The 20,068-nt window shown below is 36.7% G+C and carries 17 protein-coding genes and 1 pseudogene; 13 read left to right on the top strand and 5 right to left on the bottom strand.

The genetic code is table 11. The features are described from left to right. The first annotated feature begins 92 nt into the window (after nt 1-92). Nucleotides 93-2,243, top strand: a complete 2,151-nt coding sequence (locus MP477_RS18330; protein ID WP_257191512.1) for a prolyl oligopeptidase family serine peptidase — start codon at nt 93-95, stop codon at nt 2,241-2,243. 76 nt (nt 2,244-2,319) lie between these two features. Here MP477_RS18330 and MP477_RS18325 read toward each other — a convergent pair whose 3' ends face one another. Continuing rightward, entirely contained in the window at nt 2,320-2,649 is a 330-nt protein-coding gene (locus MP477_RS18325; RefSeq protein ID WP_230038877.1) for a 2Fe-2S iron-sulfur cluster-binding protein, read from the bottom strand. A gap of 12 nt (nt 2,650-2,661) precedes the next feature. Next, the gene (locus MP477_RS18320) at nt 2,662-3,717 is read right to left on the bottom strand and encodes an NAD(P)/FAD-dependent oxidoreductase (RefSeq protein WP_257191511.1); all 1,056 of its coding nucleotides are present in this window, start codon (nt 3,715-3,717) and stop codon (nt 2,662-2,664) included. 153 nt (nt 3,718-3,870) lie between these two features. Here MP477_RS18320 and MP477_RS18315 point away from each other — a divergent pair, with 153 nt between their 5' ends. Beyond that, nucleotides 3,871-4,641, top strand: coding sequence for a DUF3108 domain-containing protein (locus MP477_RS18315; RefSeq protein WP_230038873.1), 771 nt, complete (start codon nt 3,871-3,873; stop codon nt 4,639-4,641). Nucleotides 4,642-4,918: 277 nt separating this feature from the next. Here MP477_RS18315 and pheS read toward each other — a convergent pair whose 3' ends face one another. Then, a complete protein-coding gene (pheS, locus tag MP477_RS18310; RefSeq protein WP_230038871.1) occupies nt 4,919-5,929 on the bottom strand; it encodes a phenylalanine--tRNA ligase subunit alpha in 1,011 nt (336 codons plus the stop codon). 127 nt (nt 5,930-6,056) lie between these two features. Next, complete coding sequence (locus tag MP477_RS18305) at nt 6,057-6,716, bottom strand: YceI family protein (protein ID WP_230038869.1); 660 nt, start codon at nt 6,714-6,716, stop codon at nt 6,057-6,059. Nucleotides 6,717-6,791: 75 nt separating this feature from the next. Here MP477_RS18305 and MP477_RS18300 point away from each other — a divergent pair, with 75 nt between their 5' ends. Further along, a complete protein-coding gene (locus tag MP477_RS18300; protein WP_257191510.1) occupies nt 6,792-7,727 on the top strand; it encodes an ABC transporter ATP-binding protein in 936 nt (311 codons plus the stop codon). 330 nt (nt 7,728-8,057) lie between these two features. On the opposite strand, the gene MP477_RS18295 is transcribed toward MP477_RS18300, so the two are convergent. Beyond that, entirely contained in the window at nt 8,058-8,402 is a 345-nt protein-coding gene (locus tag MP477_RS18295; protein ID WP_047495223.1) for a zinc ribbon domain-containing protein YjdM, read from the bottom strand. A gap of 350 nt (nt 8,403-8,752) precedes the next feature. On the opposite strand from MP477_RS18295, the gene MP477_RS18290 reads away from it, so the two are divergent. The 10 genes and pseudogenes from MP477_RS18290 to MP477_RS18245 all read left to right on the top strand — a co-directional run bounded on the left by MP477_RS18290 (nt 8,753) and on the right by MP477_RS18245 (nt 20,068). After that, a complete protein-coding gene (locus MP477_RS18290) occupies nt 8,753-9,958 on the top strand; it encodes an RsmB/NOP family class I SAM-dependent RNA methyltransferase (protein ID WP_257191509.1) in 1,206 nt (401 codons plus the stop codon). Nucleotides 9,959-10,124: 166 nt separating this feature from the next. Continuing rightward, entirely contained in the window at nt 10,125-11,792 is a 1,668-nt protein-coding gene (locus tag MP477_RS18285; protein WP_257191508.1) for a GLPGLI family protein, read from the top strand. Between the two features lie 319 nt (nt 11,793-12,111). Next, the gene (gene asnB / locus MP477_RS18280; protein ID WP_257191507.1) at nt 12,112-13,779 is read left to right on the top strand and encodes an asparagine synthase B; all 1,668 of its coding nucleotides are present in this window, start codon (nt 12,112-12,114) and stop codon (nt 13,777-13,779) included. Between the two features lie 201 nt (nt 13,780-13,980). Next, nucleotides 13,981-14,823 (top strand): hypothetical protein, encoded by an 843-nt coding sequence (locus MP477_RS18275; RefSeq protein ID WP_257191506.1) that lies wholly within the window; start codon nt 13,981-13,983, stop codon nt 14,821-14,823. Nucleotides 14,824-14,964: 141 nt separating this feature from the next. After that, a complete protein-coding gene (locus MP477_RS18270; RefSeq protein WP_257191505.1) occupies nt 14,965-16,371 on the top strand; it encodes an MFS transporter in 1,407 nt (468 codons plus the stop codon). Between the two features lie 170 nt (nt 16,372-16,541). Next, a complete protein-coding gene (locus MP477_RS18265; protein WP_257191553.1) occupies nt 16,542-17,417 on the top strand; it encodes a pirin family protein in 876 nt (291 codons plus the stop codon). A 246-nt stretch (nt 17,418-17,663) separates the two neighbouring features. Beyond that, nucleotides 17,664-17,975 (top strand): GNAT family N-acetyltransferase, encoded by a 312-nt coding sequence (locus MP477_RS18260; protein WP_257191504.1) that lies wholly within the window; start codon nt 17,664-17,666, stop codon nt 17,973-17,975. A gap of 55 nt (nt 17,976-18,030) precedes the next feature. Beyond that, nucleotides 18,031-18,930 (top strand): pirin family protein, encoded by a 900-nt coding sequence (locus MP477_RS18255; protein ID WP_257191503.1) that lies wholly within the window; start codon nt 18,031-18,033, stop codon nt 18,928-18,930. 25 nt (nt 18,931-18,955) lie between these two features. Continuing rightward, the gene (locus MP477_RS18250; protein ID WP_230038849.1) at nt 18,956-19,489 is read left to right on the top strand and encodes an NADPH-dependent FMN reductase; all 534 of its coding nucleotides are present in this window, start codon (nt 18,956-18,958) and stop codon (nt 19,487-19,489) included. Next, a pseudogene (locus MP477_RS18245) lies at nt 19,489-20,068 on the top strand (TMEM175 family protein). The gene MP477_RS18250 and the pseudogene MP477_RS18245 overlap by 1 nt, the downstream one beginning before the upstream one ends.

Below are 20,068 nucleotides of genomic sequence, written 5' to 3'. Positions count from 1 at the left end.
ATTCCTTCTTTTTATATATCTATCACCATTTCTTAGACATAGTTTAGTATTTTTGTAATTAAAATTTTATCACTATCAAAAGAAATAAAACCATGAAAAATATATTTCTAACAGGCTGTCTATTGGTAAGCCAGATCGGTTTTGCCCAATATAATTACCCAAAAACTCCGGAAAAACCTGTAACGGATGATTATTTTGGAACAAAGATTACTGACAATTACCAATGGCTGGAAGACCTGAAAAGTCCTGAAGTAAAAACTTGGTTTAAGGCCGAGTCAGACTACAGCCATATTATTATTGATAAAATCCCTAATCGTGATGCCCTGTATAACCGTATGAAGCAGGTTCAGGAAATGGGCGGTGACTCTTACGGCTATGCGAAGCAAAGGGGAAATTCTTATTTCTATATTAAAACAAAAAAGAATGAGAAACTCTCCAAGCTGTATACCCGGGATATTTCTACAGGAAAAGAAACATTGATCTTTGATCCCGAAACGTATAAAAAGAATGCCCAGATCACTAATTTTACAATAGATTCCAAAGGCAATAAAATAGCATTGCTATTCTCCCAATCCGGCGGTGAAATTTGTGAGCTAAAGATTCTCAACTTACAGACAAAAAAGATACTCGACGACACGCTCAGCCCTATCTGGAGTGAATTTAACTTTGAGTTTACCCCGGATGCCCAGTCTATTATTTATACCAAGATGAGTACCGGAGATCCCAACAGCAATATGCTCCTGAAAGAAATGAAAGCAATGCTGCACAAGATTGGAACTCCTTCTGATCAGGATATAGTACTGGCATCAAGGGAGGCCAATCCTGAAACCAACATGCTGACAGAACAGTTCCCAATGGTTGAGTTTTCTGAAGATTACCAATACATCTTACTTAATATAGGCTCTACCAAATTGGAAAGTCCCCAGTTCTATACCCCTTACTCTGCCTTAAAGGATAAAAAAATCACATGGAAACAGATTGTAAAAGCTTCAGACGATATTGTTCAAACCTTTATTAAAGGGGATCAATTATTTTTCCTTAGCCATAAAAACGCACCGAATTACAAAATAGGACTTACAAGCCTGTCAAACCCTGACTTTGATAATGCCAAAATTATTGTTCCTGAAGCCAATACCACAATCCAGTCCATACACAATTCTAAAAATTATTTATTCTATGCTTTAAACAATGGCATTACTCAGGATAAATATCAGATTGATCTTAAAACACTGGCCATAAAAAAGGTACCATTACCTGTTGGAATTAATAGCTCCAGCTCTCTTAATTCCCGTGAAAATGACAATTTACAGTGCAATAACAGCAGCTGGCTTAGTCCCAATACTTTCTACGAATATAGCCCTCAGAACGGGAAAGTTATAAAAAGTAAATACTTTAATGGCGATAGCAATTACCCGGATTACAATGCATCATATGAAATAAAAGAAGTGGAAGTAAAAAGCCACGATGGCACTATGGTTCCTCTTTCCATTATCTATCCCAAAAACATGAAAATGGATGGCAGCACACCTGCTTATATCACCGGATATGGTGGCTATGGGATCTCTTATACTCCACGTTTCTCTAACAAACTGTCTGTACTGCTGGAACAAGGTGTAGTCATTGCTATTGCCCATGTGAGAGGAGGTGGAGAAAAAGGTGAAAACTGGCATACAGACGGAATGAAAGCTAAAAAACCTAATACGTGGAAAGATTTCATTGCCTGTTCAGAATATCTTGTTGACCAAAAATATACTTCTCCTTCAAAATTAATTGGTAACGGAGCCAGTATGGGAGGTGTTCTAATCGGAAGAGCCATTACGGAAAGACCAGATTTATTTGCTGTTGCTATCGCTGAAGTAGGAATGACGAATGTTCTTCGCTCTCAAAACTCAGCCAATGGTGCCAACCAGATTCCGGAAGTCGGAAGTTTAAAAAAGGCTGAAGATATCAAGCCCCTTCTCGAAATGGATGTGCAAAGCAAGGTTAAAAAAGGAGTAAAATATCCCGCAGTAATTATCCGTACCGGAATGAATGATTCCAGAATTACCCCTTGGGAGCCTGCAAAATTGGCGGCAGTGCTACAAAACAGTACAGCATCTGAGAAGCCCGTTTTATTGTATATCAATTATGAGAATGGCCATTTCACAAGTGATTTGGATGTAGTCTTCAAAGAATATGCTGACATTTTTGCTTTTGCATTATGGCAGGTAGGACATCCGAAATTTCAGCCGGCTAAGAAATAAAAAGTAAATAACTGATAAAAACAAACCCCGCCCGAATGACTTCGGGCGGGGTTTTATTAAGATTAAAAAATATTTTCTAAGGATAAGGGGCAATTTCCACTTCAAGTCCTTCCATTGCATCTGCAATATGTAACTGACATCCTAATCTACTATTGTCTTTCACATGGAAAGCTTCAGCCAGCATAGCATCTTCTTCATCTCCCATTGGCTCTAAACCCGGATCATTTATTACATACACCTGGCAGGAAGCACACATCGCCATTCCACCACATACACCAATAGTCCCTTCTTCAGCCAATTCATACGAACGGATAATTTCCATTAGATTCATGGACATATCCGTAGGAGCAATAACATCGTGGCTTACACCTTCTCTATCGGTGATTTTAATATTAACATCTGACATAATTCTGCAAAATTAGTCAATTTTTTTCACAACAGCCTTCTCTGCTTCTTTACGGCTTCCGTCAAATCCGTCTACTCCACTTACCGTTGTATATTTCAACACGAATTTTTTACCTGGATTTAATCTGTTGTAAACACTTTGACACATCAATGTAGCTTCATGGAACCCACAAAGAATTAACTTCAGTTTTCCAGGATAGGTATTGATATCTCCGATAGCATAAATACCTTCAATATTCGTTTGGTAATCAAGAGCGTTATTAACAACGATTGCATTTTTCTCAATATGTAATCCCCAGTTTCCGATCTCACCCAATTTTGGAGTTAACCCGAATAATGGAATAAAATAATCTGTTTCAAGATCATAAGCTTCCTCACCATCTTTTTGTACTGTGATCCCTTCTACTTTTCCGTCACCTTTAATACCGATAACTTCAGCAGGAGTAATTAATTTGATTTTCCCCTGGTTCTTTAAATCCTGTACTTTTTCTACAGAATCCAAAGCTCCTCTGAATTCGTTTCTTCGGTGGACCAAAGTAACTTCACTGGCTACATTAGAAAGGAAAATACTCCAGTCAAGAGCAGAATCTCCACCACCGGCAATGACAACTTTCTTATTTCTGAAGTGTTCAGGTTCTTTAACGAAATATTCAAGTCCTTTTTCCTCATAATCAGCGATATTTTCAAAAGTAGGTTTTCTAGGCTCAAAAGTTCCCAATCCACCTGCAATAGCAATAGCCTTACATCTGTGAACAGTCCCTTTGTTTGTAACTACCTCAAACCATTCATCATCAACCTTTGTATAAGAAACAGCCGTTTCTCCCAACGTAAAGCCAGGCTGAAACTGTTTGATCTGCTCCATAAGATTATCCACCAATTCACCAGCATTCACTGAAGGATACCCCGGAATATCGAAAATAGGCTTCTTAGGATAAAGTTCTGCCAATTGCCCTCCCGGTTGAGGAAGCGCATCAATAATATGGCACTTCATTTTTAATAAACCAGCTTCAAAAACTGCAAAAAGTCCTGTAGGTCCTGCACCTATGATCAATATATCAGTGGTTATCATAATGTTTAGATAATTTAATTATACTTGTAACTGCAAATTTACTAATTTTAATGCGAAGCATATTTAATTGATTCTAAATAAAAACCTGAGATTTGTCAAATATCTATCTTTTAAGATATTAAATTTGGCAATATTTTTGTAAATGACATAACTATGAAGAAAATCTTAAATCTTTTTGCTGTATTTATATTTGTTTTGGGCTCGGCCCAGCTTAACAATATAGCAGATGGTGAATCTATTACTTTCAGAATCCATTATGGCTTTCTGAATGCCGGTAGTGCTAACCTTACCACCCAGAAAACCAGCTACAAAAACATTCCTCATCTCTATGTAAAGGGGACCGGAAAAACGACCGGAGCTGTAAAAGCGTTTTTTAAGGTGGAAGATTTATACGAAAGTTTCATCAATACAGAAACAGGGCTGCCAAGCTTTTATGTAAGAAATGTACGTGAAGGCAGCTACCGCCAGCACTTTGAAACGGCCTTTAATCATGCTAATAATACATTGATACTAACTGATAAAAAAGAGCCTGCCAATGGTTCAAAGGTTATAAAATCAGTAAAAGGAGTTCAGGATATGCTTTCCTCTTTTTATTATTTACGAAGCAAGTCACCGGACGAATTAAAAGTGGGAACGGTAATTAATATGAATGTATGGATTGATGACGAAATGTTTCCGTTCCAGCTCAAAGTTACCGGAACAGAAAATCTGAAAACAAAATTCGGGACCATCAACTGTCTTAAGATTATTCCGTCTGTAAAAAGCGGAAGGGTATTTAAAGAAAAAGAAGGAGTAACGATGTGGGTTTCCAATGATGCTAATCACATCCCCATGCTGTTGAAAGCAGAACTGGCTGTAGGATCTCTGAAAGCAAGTATTGATGATTTTAAAAATGTAAAATATCCATTAAAGTTTACCAAGTAAACTTTATATAATTAGTTTTTTAAACAATAAGTGTCTGTAATTCTTTTTACAGACATTTTTATTTTTATATGTAATATATGCCGGATTTCGATTGTCTTTATGATAACAGCAGGAGAATAATGATGCTGTACTGATAAAGGAATGAGAAATACTATTCTCCCTTTTACAGAAAACAGGACACGTGTAAATTTTTCAATAAAATCTGTTTTTAATTACGTTTTGTTTCTTAGGTCAGTAATTAAAAACAAAAACCTCCGGAAATTCCGGAGGTTTGTTTTTATAGAGATTTAAATTGTTCCAATGTTCTGATATCATTTTCAAAGAACATTCTGATATCACTCATTTGGTAAAGAAGCATGGTAATTCTTTCAATACCCATTCCGAATGCATATCCTGAATATTTCTCAGAGTCGATATTTACATTTTTAAGAACGGCAGGGTCTACCATTCCACATCCCATAATTTCCAGCCAGCCTGTTCCTTTCGTTATTCTGTAATCGGTTTCGGAATTTAATCCCCAATATACATCAATTTCAGCACTAGGCTCTGTGAACGGGAAATAAGAAGGTCTCATTCTGATTTTAGACTTTCCGAAAAGTTCTGTTGTAAAGAACTGAATAGTTTGTTTTAAATCAGCAAAACTTACATTCTCATCAATATACAACCCTTCTATCTGGTGGAAGATACAGTGAGAACGTGAAGAAATGGCTTCATTTCTGAATACTCTTCCCGGGGATAAAATTCTGATAGGCGGCTGATTTTCTTCCATATAACGGGTTTGTACAGAAGAAGTATGTGTTCTCAAAAGGATATCCGGATTCTGCTCAATAAAGAAAGTATCCTGCATATCTCTTGCCGGGTGATATTCTGGAAGATTAAGCGCCGTAAAGTTATGCCAGTCGTCTTCAATCTCAGGGCCATCCGCTACTGCGAACCCAATAGATTTAAAGATTTCAATAATTCTGTTTTTTACCAGATTGATCGGATGTCTTGAACCCAAATCCAATGGAAAAGCAGGTCTTGTAAGATCTTCTTTTTCTACAACAACAGAAGATGCGGAAGCATTTTTCAAATCTTCCAATTTTACAGCTACTGCCTGTTTCAAAGTATTGATCTTCTGTCCGAAATCTTTCTTCTGCTCGTTAGGAACTTCTTTTAATGTTTCGTAAAAATCATTAAGAACTCCTTTCTTACCGCTGTACTTAATACGGAAGTTTTCTATCTCTTCTTTAGATGTAGTATTGAAGCCGTTTACCTCGATCAGTAGTTCTTCTATCTTTTCTATCATTATTTTACCCTTTCAAAATGTTTTGCAAAAATACGATTTTAAGTTTAATTATTAATTGACTCATAAAAAAATCTGCCTCTTTTTCGGGAGGCAGACTTCAATCACTTATTTCACTTAAATAAAAAAATTATTTCTTTTCTAAAGCTTTAACGCTGATCTGAAGAGTTACCTCATCTTTAAGAACACCGTTTTCAGCCGGAGCCTGGAATTTCACCCCAAACTCTTCTCTTTTAATATCCTTCGGTTCAGTTGCTACGCTTACCTCGCCTTCTTTTACAGAAACATTGGCTTTAAACTGAACTGGTTTTGTAATTCCCTTAATGGTTAGGTTTCCATCTAAAAGCGTATTATAATCACCTTCTGTAGCCGGTGTTACTTTTGTAATTTCATAGGAGGCTGTTGGGAATTTTTCTACTTCAAAGAAATCACCACTTTTAAGATGACCATTTAATTTCCCTAAATCTTCAGGACTGTCTTTTAAATCCACGGAAGTTAAAGAATTCATATCAGCAACGAATTTACCGCTTTCCAGTTTTCCATCTTTTACGGTAACATCACCACTTTCAAACTTGATTGTTCCAAAATGACTGGTATTTTCAGATTTAAATACCTTGTACCCTTTCCACTCAACTTTACTGTTTAGCGTATCCAAAGTATACTGGCTACCATCTTTGGTAGTGGTCACTTCATTACTTTCACTGGTAAGCGGTTTGTCTTTTTTACAAGAAATGACAACAGCCGCCACAAATAAAGCAGGAATAGCTAATGAAAACAGTTTTTTTCTCATCTTTGATATATTTTTATTAGTCCCGCTAATATAATAAAAAAAAATGTGTTTTCATAAAAACCTTACATTTGTAATATGCTATTAGAAATTAACAATTTATTTTTCTCCTACACCAAAGATAATCCCCTGTTTCAAAACCTTAACCTGAGGTTTGAAGAGAACAGAATTATTGCCCTTGCAGGAGAAAGCGGATGCGGAAAATCTACCCTTCTCAGTCTTGTTTACGGGCTTTTTGATTGGGAAAGTGGCGAGATCATTTTTAATGGAAAACGGCTTTTAGGTCCTAAAGGAAATCTTGTTCCAGGAGAAGCCGAGATGAAATTTGTAGCACAGAATTTTGACCTTATGCCTTATGCCACAGTAGCCGAAAATGTAGGGAAATTTATTTCTAATATCAATTTAACTCAAAAAAAAGAAACGGTAATAGAACTCCTGGAAGTGGTAGGACTTCAGGAATTTGCCCATGTACTTCCAAAAAATTTAAGCGGAGGACAACAGCAGAGAGTTGCCATTGCCAGAGCACTTTCTGTACTGCCGAAACTGCTTATCCTGGATGAACCGTTCAGCAATCTTGATTTTCCAAGAAAAATAGAGCTTCGTGAGCGGCTTTTCCGATATGTAAAACAGCAAGGTATTTCTTTGGTTATTTCTACCCACGAACTTCAGGATATTATGCCATGGCTTGATCAGATTGTTATTCTTCAGGACGGAAGGTTAATTCAGAATGACAGTCCGGAAGAGACTTACAGAAAACCTTATAACTCTTATGTTGCCAAGCTATTTGGTGAAGTGAATATCTTCAGTGAAGATGAAGCCCGGACGTTTGGATTATCCAAGTTTTCTTATTATCCCAAAGAAATAAGAATCTCCCAAAATGGGCTTAATGCTGAAGTGCTTGAAAGCCGCTTTGCAGGAAATTATTATTGGAACAAAATTAGGGCAAAGGATAAGGAACTGACCATCTATACTGATGAAAAATTAGCAGGTACCATTACGATATCGTTTCAGTAAATAAATTCAATAAAATAAGTCTGTTTTACTGTCTTTTATTCACCTGCTCTATTTGCTTTACCAGCAGTCTTATTCAATATATAACTCAAAGATAATCTTATACTTATCCACAATTTGTGGATAAAAAAAATACAAATATAAGAAACTGTTTATGAAACTTTTTCTTACATTTGTATTTCCACAGCATAAGGAAATTTTTGGTTAATTCTCTTTCTGCCTTCCTAGACCAGACATTAGCAGTCTTGCAATTAGGTCTATTGAAAGATTACACTGTCCAATCTTTTCCTTTTTTTATATCCGGACAACAAGTATCAATCTTAAATCAATAGCTTACGCTTTCTTTACAAATTCCGATTTTAAAGCCATTGCTCCAAAACCATCTATTTTACAGTCGATATTATGATCACTTCCCGGTCTTAAACGGATATTTTTCACTTTAGTACCCGCTTTTACCGGTTTTGGCGCTCCTTTTACAGGAAGATCTTTAACCACGACTACGGAATCTCCATCCTGAAGTTCATTACCGTTTGAATCCAATATTTTTCCTTCCGAAGCTGTTTCAGAAGCTACTTCTTCGGGATTCCATTCATAGAAACACTGGGAACATACCATCATATTATCACTTGGATAGGTAAACTCCGAGCTGCATTTCGGGCAAAGTACTGTATCACTCATATTTTAATTTTTTGCAAAGGTAGAGCTTTTTGCATGATAGAGGCAAGACCAAGGTGCAAGATGAGGATTTTGGATGCCAGATATTAGATGTTAGATTTCAGACTTCAGACCTCAGCTAATAGAAGTTAGAGCTACCCAAAGAGATATTTTTTCTAACATTCAAAAAAATAATTGACAGAAAAGCAAATTCACTATTCAAAAATATCTATTTACTATTCATCGTTCACCGTTGAAACCATGGATTATAAAACCCTGATTTAGCGTCCTTAGTCTCGTAACCCGAAATCCGAACACCTCAAGTGTCAACTTTAATTCGTATTTTTGCAGATTCAAAACAGCGAAGCAAACTTATGGAACTTATTCACAGAAACTTAGCGATCGGAATTCACGATGCTTTACAAGAAACATTTTTCGAGAAAAATAAATACGCTGATAAAGTAATCGAGAGGCTATTAAAAGCTAACAGAAAATGGGGAAGCCAGGACAGAGCCGTTGTTTCCGAGATTTTCTACAATATCATCCGTTGGAAAAAACGCCTTGAATACTATATGGGAGAAGGCATAAAGCCCAACAATATTTATAAACTTATCATTGCATACCTGCTTTGGAGCAAGACCAACTATAAAAAGTTTGAAGAATTTGACGGTATTAAAATTGCTGACATTCTTACTAAACTTAAAAAGAATACAGTTCCTACAAAAGCAATAGAGCATTCTATTCCTGAATGGTTAGCAGAAACTCTTGAAAAAGAATTAGGGGCTAAATGGGAAAGAGAAATGCTTGCCTTGAATGAGCAGGCGCCTACTGTTCTGAGAACAAACTCTTTAAAAACAACCACTAAGGAACTTATTTCTGATCTTTCTGATGAGGGCGTTACTGCTTTCTCTATCAAGAATTATCCTGATGCTGTTCAGCTGGAAGAGAAAAAAAATGTGTTCCTTACAACAGCATTTAAAGAAGGTTTATTTGAAGTTCAGGATGCGTCTTCACAAAAAATCGGTTATTTCCTTGATGTAAAAGAAGGTCAGAGAGTGATTGATGCTTGTGCAGGAGCCGGTGGAAAAACACTTCACCTGGCAGCATTAATGAAAAACAAAGGCCAGATTGTGGCATTGGACATCTTTGAATGGAAGCTGGCTGAATTGAAGCGTCGTGCAAAAAGAGCCGGAGCTCATAATATTGAAACCCGTATGATTGCTGATAATAAAGTTATCAAGCGCCTTCACGAGAAAGCAGACAGACTTTTAATTGATGCCCCTTGTTCAGGTCTTGGCGTTTTAAAAAGAAACCCTGACAGTAAATGGAAAATTGACCAGGCATTTATAGACAGAATAAAAAAAGAACAGCAGCAGATTCTTCAGGATTACTCCAAAATGCTTAAAATAGGAGGAAAAATGGTCTATGCAACGTGTTCTATCCTTCCATCTGAAAACAATGGACAGGTAGAAGAGTTCTTAAAAAATAATCCGGGGTATAAAATGATCAAGGACGAAAAAGTAATGCCAAGTGAAGGGTATGACGGATTCTATATGGCTTTGATTGAAAGACTATCTTAGTAGCTTTCCCTGCATATAAAATAAAAAACTACTTCATTTTGGAGTAGTTTTTTGTTTTTGAAGCATGCGTGTAACATTTCCACTCCATTGTCCACTTATTCTATAGATTATAACCGTTTTGATGCTACGGAAAGTTAGAATAACTTTGCAGCAAATTCGTGTATTTATGTTTATAAGAATTATTTTTTCAATTGTCACCATTTTCTTAATGAGCCTGATTTCTGCGCAGACTTATGAAATCCAGTATGTAAGTTCCTATAACGGCAAACTGCAATCCGATCAGCCAGCCACAATAGTCTGGGCCAGCGGGAAAGAAAGCTTTATTCTAAACAGCACCATTAAAGAACAGAAAAGCAGTTATCCTTTTGAGGTGACTAAGATTGAGAGGCCTTCCAATACAATAGTTTCCTATGGTTTTTTAAAGCCCGGAGAAATTATTTCCAGTTCAGATGCAGAGTCTGTAGGAAAACAGAATTTTGAACTCACCGGCGAAACTAAAAAAATCCTGGGTTACACCTGTAAAAAAGCCATTACCAAAGTCAATTCAAATACTATTGAAGTTTGGTATACCAATGATTTAAACCTTAAAGGCGGGCCATCTGCTTTAGGCCAGGATCTGGGTTTGGTATTAGAGGTTGAGAGGAATAAGAATTCATTAATTACAGCTAATTCCATCAGGAAAATAAAAAATACAGGGATTGAAAAAATAATCAATACCCCTATACGATCCACAGATTTATTAGGATATAAAGATCTGCTGTGGAAAAGCAGATTTACAACATTGAACGTTTTTGATCAGGAAACGATCAATTTCTCAGAAGAATCCAAATCTGATGAAAAGGTAAAAAGATATGCCAACGGAACCATCATCCTTAAAAAGATTAAAATTCCTGCTATTGCGGAAGGGGAAAATATTTTCACAGAGCTGAAGCAGCAATCGAACGGTGATGCCTATGACAGAACCGGAACTGTTTTTTTTATTCCACAAGATAAAGCTTTGTCTTTCTTTGACGGTTTAGAGAAGGGGATAAAAACTCTTCCTGCCTTTGACAATGGAAACGGAAAACAATACTATGGCGTATCGGCCACAAAAGATTATAATCCGCCCGTAGAAATGATGAGATTCTTTACTCCTTTTGGAATCCGGCAGTTTAATCATATCCAATTAAAAGGAAAAACCTGGCAAACTATAAATCCGTACAGACAAGATATTACAGAGTTGAAACCCTCTTTATCGGGAAAGGAAGTTTGGGTAGGGGTATTTATTGGTAATTATGATAAAGGCGGACACAAAGTAAGTCTCGAAATCACGATCCATAAAAGTGACCAGGCTGTTCATAAAAACAATGTGGCTATTCCTTTATTCAATACCTTAAATAGTATGGAAATGGCCGGTCAGGATTATTCTACGATGTTTAATAAAGATCAGGGTCTTTGGGTTGATTTCACCTTGGAAAAGGAAATAAAGAATGCTCAGCTGAGATATACCACTACCGGCCATGGAGGCTGGGAAAATGGTGATGAGTTTGTGCCTAAGGTCAACACCGTTTCTATGGATGGGAAAACAGTCTTTTCCTTTGTTCCATGGAGAACAGATTGTGGTTCTTACCGTTTATACAATCCGGCATCGGGAAATTTCCAGGATGGACTTTCTTCTTCTGACCTCAGCAGGTCAAACTGGTGCCCCGGAACGGTTACTAACCCTGAATTTATTCCTCTTGGCGATCTGAAGCCAGGAAAGCACAGTATACAGATCAAAATTCCACAAGGCCCTACGGAAGGAACAAGTTTCAGTTCATGGAATGTTTCGGGAGTTTTACTGGGGGTACAATAAAAACAAAACCTTCTTGCATGAGAATTGCAAGAAGGTAAAAACACAAATGATGAAAAAAAATTATTTCGAGCCACAAAGTAAGGGTTAAAATTCATTAAATAAATTACCATATATTAATAAATATGTCATTTTTATTTTGTATATGGATATTACATACCTTTGGCCAACGAAAAAAATCAATCAAAAACACACAAATTACCACAAATAGTTAATATTTTTCTTTTTTAATAACAATTTGATTAAAAAAATTAACTTTTAAATATTTTTTATTGTTATTTATAAACAACACATTTACTTTTGTTTCATAAATAATAAGAACATGTGTGGAATTGTATGTCTATTTGACGCCAAACAAAAAACCGAAATATTAAGGCCTCAGGTTTTAGAAATGTCAAAAAAAATCCGTCACAGGGGACCGGATTGGAGTGGTGTATTTCAGGATGAGAAAGTAGTTTTCTCTCACGAAAGGCTTGCCATTGTGGATCCTACTTCAGGAAAGCAACCCTTATTTACAAAAGACGGAAAAGTAGTATTAGCTGTAAACGGTGAAATTTACAACCATAGAGAATTAAAAGAAGAATTTCCTGACTATGAATTTCAGACTCAGTCTGACTGTGAAGTAATCTTAGCCCTTTACAGAAAATACGGAAAAAATTTCGTTGAAAAACTGAATGGGATTTTCGCATTCGCATTATATGATACTGAAAACGAAGTACACCTGATTGCCCGCGACCATATGGGAATCTGTCCTCTTTATCAGGGGTGGGACAAAAACGGCAATTATTATGTAGCTTCCGAGCTAAAGGCACTGGAAGGTGTATGTAAAACAATAGAAACATTTTTACCGGGACATTTAGTGTATAGCAAAGATGGCAGCGAACTTCAGCAATGGTACACAAGAGCATGGGAAAGCTTCGACCATGTAAAAGATAATACAACTGATATTGCCAAGATCAGAAAGGGTCTTGAAGATGCAGTCCACAGACAATTGATGAGTGATGTTCCTTATGGTGTGCTTCTCTCCGGAGGCTTAGATTCTTCCGTAATTTCTGCTATTACTTCGAAATTTGCGAGACAAAGAGTGGAAAGTGGAGACACCCAGGAAGCATGGTATCCAAGACTTCACAGTTTTGCTGTAGGGCTTGTAGGATCACCTGATCTGGTGGCTGCACAAAAAGCAGCAGAACATATCGGATCTGTTCATCATGAAGTAAACTTTACTGTTCAGGAGGGACTTGATGCTGTACGTGATGTAATTTATCACCTGGAAACCTATGATGTAACAACCATCAGGGCTTCTACCCCAATGTATCTTTTGGCAAGAGTCATCAAATCTATGGGAATCAAAATGGTGCTTTCCGGGGAAGGTTCTGATGAGCTTTTTGGTGGATATTTGTATTTCCATAAAGCGCCTGACGCTAAGGAGTTCCATGATGAAACAGTAAGAAAACTGAGCAAGCTTCACCTGTACGATTGTTTAAGAGCCAATAAAGCATTAATGAGCTGGGGAATAGAAGGCAGAGTTCCTTTTCTGGATAAAGAATTCATGGATATTGCGATGACCCTTAACCCAAAAGATAAAATGATCAATACCGCTGAAGGAAAAATTGAAAAATGGGTATTGAGAAAAGCATTTGAAGATCTTCTTCCGCCCTCTATCGCCTGGAGACAGAAAGAACAATTCTCAGACGGTGTAGGATATTCGTGGATTGACACGTTAAAAGAAGTAGCAGAAAAAGAAGTAACTGATGAAATGATGGCTAGTGCAAAATTCAGGTTCCCGCTGAACACGCCTCAAAACAAAGAGGAATACCGGTACAGAACTATTTTTGAAGAACATTTCCCAAGTGAAACTGCAGCTGCAACAGTGCCTTCTGTACCTTCTGTAGCCTGCTCCACTCCTATTGCTCTGGAATGGGACGAAGCATTCAAAAAAATGAACGACCCAAGCGGAAGATCTGTAAAAGTACATGAAACATCTTATTAGGAACGAAGTTTGACATTAGCGGGATAGGAAATGTAAGGCAGATCGGAGTTTTTTCTTTTAAATTTCTGCCTTTACAATCCAGCTTCTCATATAATAATTTATCAATCCTGTAGCAATACAGGATTTTCTTTTGAATTAACGACAACAATATCAACAGAATTTAGGTGACAATCAAAAATAATATCTAATAAATAATTATATTTGGAAAACGAAAATATCAATTATAAAAAAATGAGAAGAAACCTTACTGTTTTGTTTGCCTTATTATCTATAAGTTTTGCTTTTGGACAGGGAAAATTTGGCAAATACCTGAATTCAAAAAAGCTGGCTTTAGCCTACAAAAGTGTGAAAGATGTTGATAAAGATGACTATTATCAACAATTCTACTGGCTGGTAAAAGCAGAACAGCTTAAAACGTATCCTCACCTTAAAGATGTAAAACCGGTAGTATTATATGAGTTTGTAAAGAAAGTAAACCCTCAGAATCCTACAAAAAAGCTGGATGACAGAAGTAAAGAATTGAGAGCTACAGCAGAATTATCATTGAATCAATATTTTAAAAATAAAAAATTTGAAAACAATTCTGTTTTAATGTATAACCTTGAAACCTATGTAGATCCTTCTAAAGGACAATATTACACAAAGGTTGATCCGGAAAAAATCAAGGAGCTGGTTCCAAAAGAATTGTTTGCTTTCAATTCTAACAACAGAAATATAGGTGAAGAGAAAACATACTATCTGTGGATTGATAAGAAAAAAGATGATTTCAACATTGTAGATATCATCCCCAACGAAAAAGAAGATAAAGCATTCTACACAAGGTTAAGACAATATCTTCCAAACTATAAATTCTCTAAATACGTTCCTTCCGTTAAAAAAGGAAACAAGTCTGACAAAACGGATCTGGATTATTATTATATCATGCCGTTTGAGCAGAATACCGATAATATTGAATATAAAACAAAAGATTTCAAAACCTATATTCTAAGCCAGTACAGAAAAGCCGGTGATGAATGGAAAGGAGTAGAAAAACCTAGAAAATAAATCAAAAAGTCCTGTGATATCTCGCAGGACTTTTTTAATTTTATATGGATTTCTTTATCTAAAGATTTAAACTGCTTAAAGCAAGCATTTTTCTTCAAATAAATAAGCCTGGAAGGTTTTAGATATTCCAGCCTATATAAAATGACAGAAGCGACAACTCCACAACAGACCTCAATAAAGAAAATTCTTCCGCTGATCCTGGCTACAGCTATTTTTATGCAAATGCTGGATTCAACGATTCTGAACACATCCCTACCCTCCATAGCAAAAGACCTTCACGAATCTCCACTTAATATGCAGAACGCTATCATCAGCTATGTTCTGACTCTGGCGGTTTTCATGCCTGCCAGTGGATTTTTGGCAGACAGGTTTGGAACAAAAAAAATATTTATTTTCTCTTTGGTACTCTTCAGCCTGGGTTCTTTATTCTGTTCGTTATCTCAGAATCTCACCCAATTGGTAATTTCAAGGGTTGTTCAGGGTGTTGGAGGAAGTTTAATGACTCCTGTGGGTAAACTGGCCCTCATTAAAACCTTTGATAAAAATGAATTGCTTAAAGCGATGAATTTTGCCATTATTCCGGCACTTATCGGCCCGGTACTGGGTCCGCTGGTGGGTGGTTATATGGTGGATTATCTTTCATGGCACTGGATATTCCTGATTAACATACCCATCGGGATTTTAGGAATTGTTCTGGGATTAAAATTTATGCCTAATTATAAATCCGAAAATGTAGATTTTGATTTAAAAGGCTTTTTAATCTTTGCCGCCTCTTCTCTTCTTCTTTCTGTTTCACTGGAACTTTTCGGAGATATACAGAATATTACCCCGGTACTTCTGGTCTTTATTATGGGCTTCCTGTTTCTTTATTATTACTATAAACATGCAAAAAGAGGAGGAAATCCTATCTTCCCTCTGAATTTATTTCAGGTAAGAACGTTCCGTGTAGGAATTGTAGGAAACCTGGCTACAAGACTTGGAATCAGCTCCGTACCATTACTGCTTCCGTTGATGATTCAGATTGCCTACAAACAGTCGGCAGTCACTTCCGGATGGATCATTGCTCCTATGGCTTTAACGGCTATTTTCGGAAAATCTTCTGTTATCAAAATTCTTGACAAATATGGTTATCGGCAGACTTTAATGGTAAATACCTTCATCATTGGAACTCTGATCTGTCTTTTGGCTATTCCAGATATTCATACTTCTTTATATTGGTTTGTTCCTATTATTGCGATTTTAGGATTCTTCAACTCTATCCAGTTTACTTCCATGAATACAATTTCCATAGCAGACCTCCGGAATTTTCAGACCAGCAGCGGTAATTCTTTAATTTCCGTGAATCAGCAGCTCGCTATCGGTTTCGGAATTGCTTTCGGACTGATTGTTTTAAAAATATTTGAAAACACAGATCTGATTCATGGTGAAATCCACAATGCTTTCCGCTGGACTTTTCTTACTGTAGGAATATTAACTATTTTATCCGGCTTTGTCTTCAGAAGGCTCCATATTTCGGATGGCAAGAATATGAAATCCAAGGAGGATTAATTCATTTTCCAAAAATATGTACTTATAAAGCATATAACCATTCCTTTACCCAACAGTTTTCATGTTCCGGTAACTTTGTGATTACCTCCGTATTTTATTACGAACTTAACACAGATCAATGTATTTTAGTCTTAGCTATGGTATTTTTGTGTTTATAAATCAACAATATGATGGCAACTAAAAAAGTAGAAATTGTAGTATCTCCGAGACCTGCACATTTTGTAGGCGACGGTTTTAGAGTTCATAATTTTATCCCGGGAGTACACGGATTAGACATGAAAAGAATGGATCCATTCATTATGCTTGATTACAACTCAAAGTTTCATTTTAATGGGTCAGAAACACCAAGAGGTGTAGGAGTACATCCGCACAGAGGTTTTGAAACAGTTACCATTGCCTATAACGGAAAAGTAGAACATCATGACAGTGCCGGTGGAGGCGGAATTATAGGTGAGGGTGACGTACAATGGATGACAGCTGCAAAAGGAGTTCTGCATAAAGAATATCACGAAACGGAATGGTCTAAAAAAGGAGGAATCTTTCAAATGGTTCAGCTTTGGGTAAACCTTCCTGCAAAAGACAAGATGAGCACTCCAAAATACCAGGCTATTGAAAATTCCAGCATGGAAAGAGTAGATTTAGGGAATAACGGACTGGTGGAAATTATTGCAGGAGAATATAAAGGGCACAAAGGTCCTGCCACTACTTTCACTCCCGTTCACATGATGAATGCAAAGCTTAAAGCGGGAGGAAAAGCAGAGTTTAATTTCCCGGCACACTTCAATACCGCCGCTTTGGTGATTGAAGGAAGTATCATCATCAATGGGGAAGAAAAAATAAAAACGGATCATCTGGCTTTGTTTAAAAATGAAGGCGACACTTTCACTATTGAGGCTACTGAAGATGCTGTTGTTTTAATTCTCAGCGGGGAGCCGATCAGTGAACCCATTTATCCTCATGGCCCATTTGTAATGAATTCGAGAGAAGAAATCATGCAGGCTTTTGAAGATTTTAATACCGGAAAATTCGGTTACCTGGAAGATTAGCAGAATTAAAATTTTCTTAATCTTTACTTATTCCTTTTTTACTAACTTTATATGATGTTAGGTTAAACATAGATGTTCATTGAATAGACTTACTATTTAATAAGCACTATTTAAAAATTACTATAGTAGATCATTGATGATTTATTGACAACTTTATATAGTACAGAAATCTGTAAGGTTGTCAATAAATCATTCTTATCCACCAGACAAAATTTAGCAGCCTATTATTTTTTAATACCACAGTTTATGAAACCAGAATTTGAAAATATACCTCTTGTAAAAACAGATACAAGATTTGAAATAGAATTTAACGGACATTATGCATTCATTGATTATCGCGAAACAACTCACCAAATTGCTCTGATTCATACGGAAGCCGAACCGGAGCTTGCAGGAACCGGGGCAGCCGTAGCCGTGGTAGAAAAAACGCTGAGCTTTATTGAGGAAAGCGGAAAAAAACTTTTACCATTTTGTCCTTATGTTTTCGCTTATATCAAAAAACATCCGGAATGGAAACGTATTGTTGATGAAAAATTTGAAGGATATCATCAACTTTAATTCCGCCATACAAGTATTTCAATTGAATTAAACCATAAAAAAGTATTAGTATACTATGTCAAATATTGGACTTATCATCGAAGAAAAAGCAGCAGATATTGGAAATTTCCTGGTAGGAAGACTTCTTCCTTTCCGCGAGAAAAGAGCAGTCGGTCCTTTCGTTTTTATCGACCACATGGGACCTTCGGAGCTAAAAGATTATCAAAATCTTGATGTTCCGCCCCATCCGCATATTGGATTATCAACATTAACCTATCTGCTTGAAGGATCTATTTTTCATAGAGACAGCATAGGAAGTGCTGTTGAAATAAAACCCGGTGCTGTTAATTGGATGACCGCCGGAAAAGGTGTGGTACATTCTGAAAGAACCCCCGAATATTTAAGGCACAGCGATAAAAAACTCCATGGATTTCAGATCTGGGTAGGTCTTCCAAAGCATCTCGAGCAGTCTGAGCCTACTTTTCACCATATCGAAGAAAATGATATTCCGGTTTGGGAAGAGGATGGTATTCAGTATAAACTAATTGCCGGTGAGGCATTTGGTAAAACATCTCCTGTCCCTGTACACAGCAAGCTTTTTTTCCTTGAGATTAAAACAAAAGAAGCTAAAAAAATAAGCATAGGAAAAGACCTTTATGGGGAAGCCGCCATGTATGTTCTGGATGGAACAGTAACTACGGATGGAAATTCTTATGGTTCAAAACAGCTTATGATTGCAAAAGATACAAAGCTTTGTGAATTCGAGATGAGTGAAAACGGTACGGTTTATCTCTTTGGAGGAGAACCTTTTGATGAAGAGCGTTTTATATTCTGGAATTTTGTAAACTCTGATAAAGAGATGCTGGATCAGGCTAAAGTAAACTGGAATGATCAGAATCATGAGGCATTTCCTTTGGTTCCCGGTGACGAACAGGAATACGTTCCACTTCCCAAAGCTATTTTAAACAGAAAATAAATTCATTCATCCAGCATTATAAACCATGAAAATATTAGCATTTGCAGGAAGTACTTCTTCCACTTCTATCAACAGAGAACTGGTAAAGTTTGTCTTAAAGGATTTTCAGAATGAAGAGATCAATTTTATTGACCTCAATAATTTTACCATGCCTGTTTTTTCCGTAGATCTTGAAAAGAAAGGTTTTCCGGATGAAGCGCACCAGTTTCTACAAGTGATTGAAGAATGCGATGTCATTATCTGTTCTCTTGCCGAACACAACAGATCTTACACCGCAGCATTTAAAAATGTTTTCGATTGGGCTTCACGGATTAATGTAAAGGTATTTCAGAATAAGCCTATGCTTTTGATGAGTACTTCTCCCGGCGGTTATGGTGGCGGAAATGTAATGAATACAGCAAAGACATTTTTCCCTCAGTTTGCAGCAGATATCAAAGATACTTTCTCGCTGCCTAAATTTTATGAAAATTTCGATCTTGAAACCGGTGTTATTAATCCTGACATGCTGAATGATTTGAAAACCAAGATAGCCAATTTTAAATCCCAGCTTAAAAACTAATGAATAAAGGAAGACTGGAGGCGTTCAGTGACGGTGTTTTGGCCATCATTATTACCATTATGGTACTTGAACTGAAAGTACCGGAGGGCAGCAGCTGGTCCAGCCTCAAACCCCTTCTTCCAAAATTTTTAGCCTATGTTTTCAGTTTTTATCTATGTGGGAATCTATTGGAATAACCACCATCACCTGTTTCAGACGGTAAAAAAAGTAAACGGCAGTATTCTCTGGGCTAATCTTCATCTTCTGTTCTGGCTCTCTATGATGCCTATTGCAACGGAGTGGATCGGAAATACCGGTTTTGCCAAGAATCCGGTAGCGGCATATGGTCTGGGACTTATCATGGCTGCCATTGCCTACACCATTCTGGAGCACGTCATTATCCGGTGTGAGGGTGAAAATTCAACGTTGAAAGAAGCAATACATTCGAAATATAAAGAATATATCTCTATTATATTTTATGTTCTGGGCATCGCTACTTCATTTTTTTATCCTTATATTGCCATAGGTTTTTATTATATCGTGGCTCTCATATGGCTGATTCCGGACAGAAGAATCGAAAAAACATTAAAAGAAAATTAA

Origin of the sequence: Chryseobacterium sp. WG23, assembly GCF_024586575.1 — a bacterium.
Classification (GTDB): domain Bacteria; phylum Bacteroidota; class Bacteroidia; order Flavobacteriales; family Weeksellaceae; genus Chryseobacterium.
This window is presented reverse-complemented; position numbering and strand designations above follow the sequence as displayed.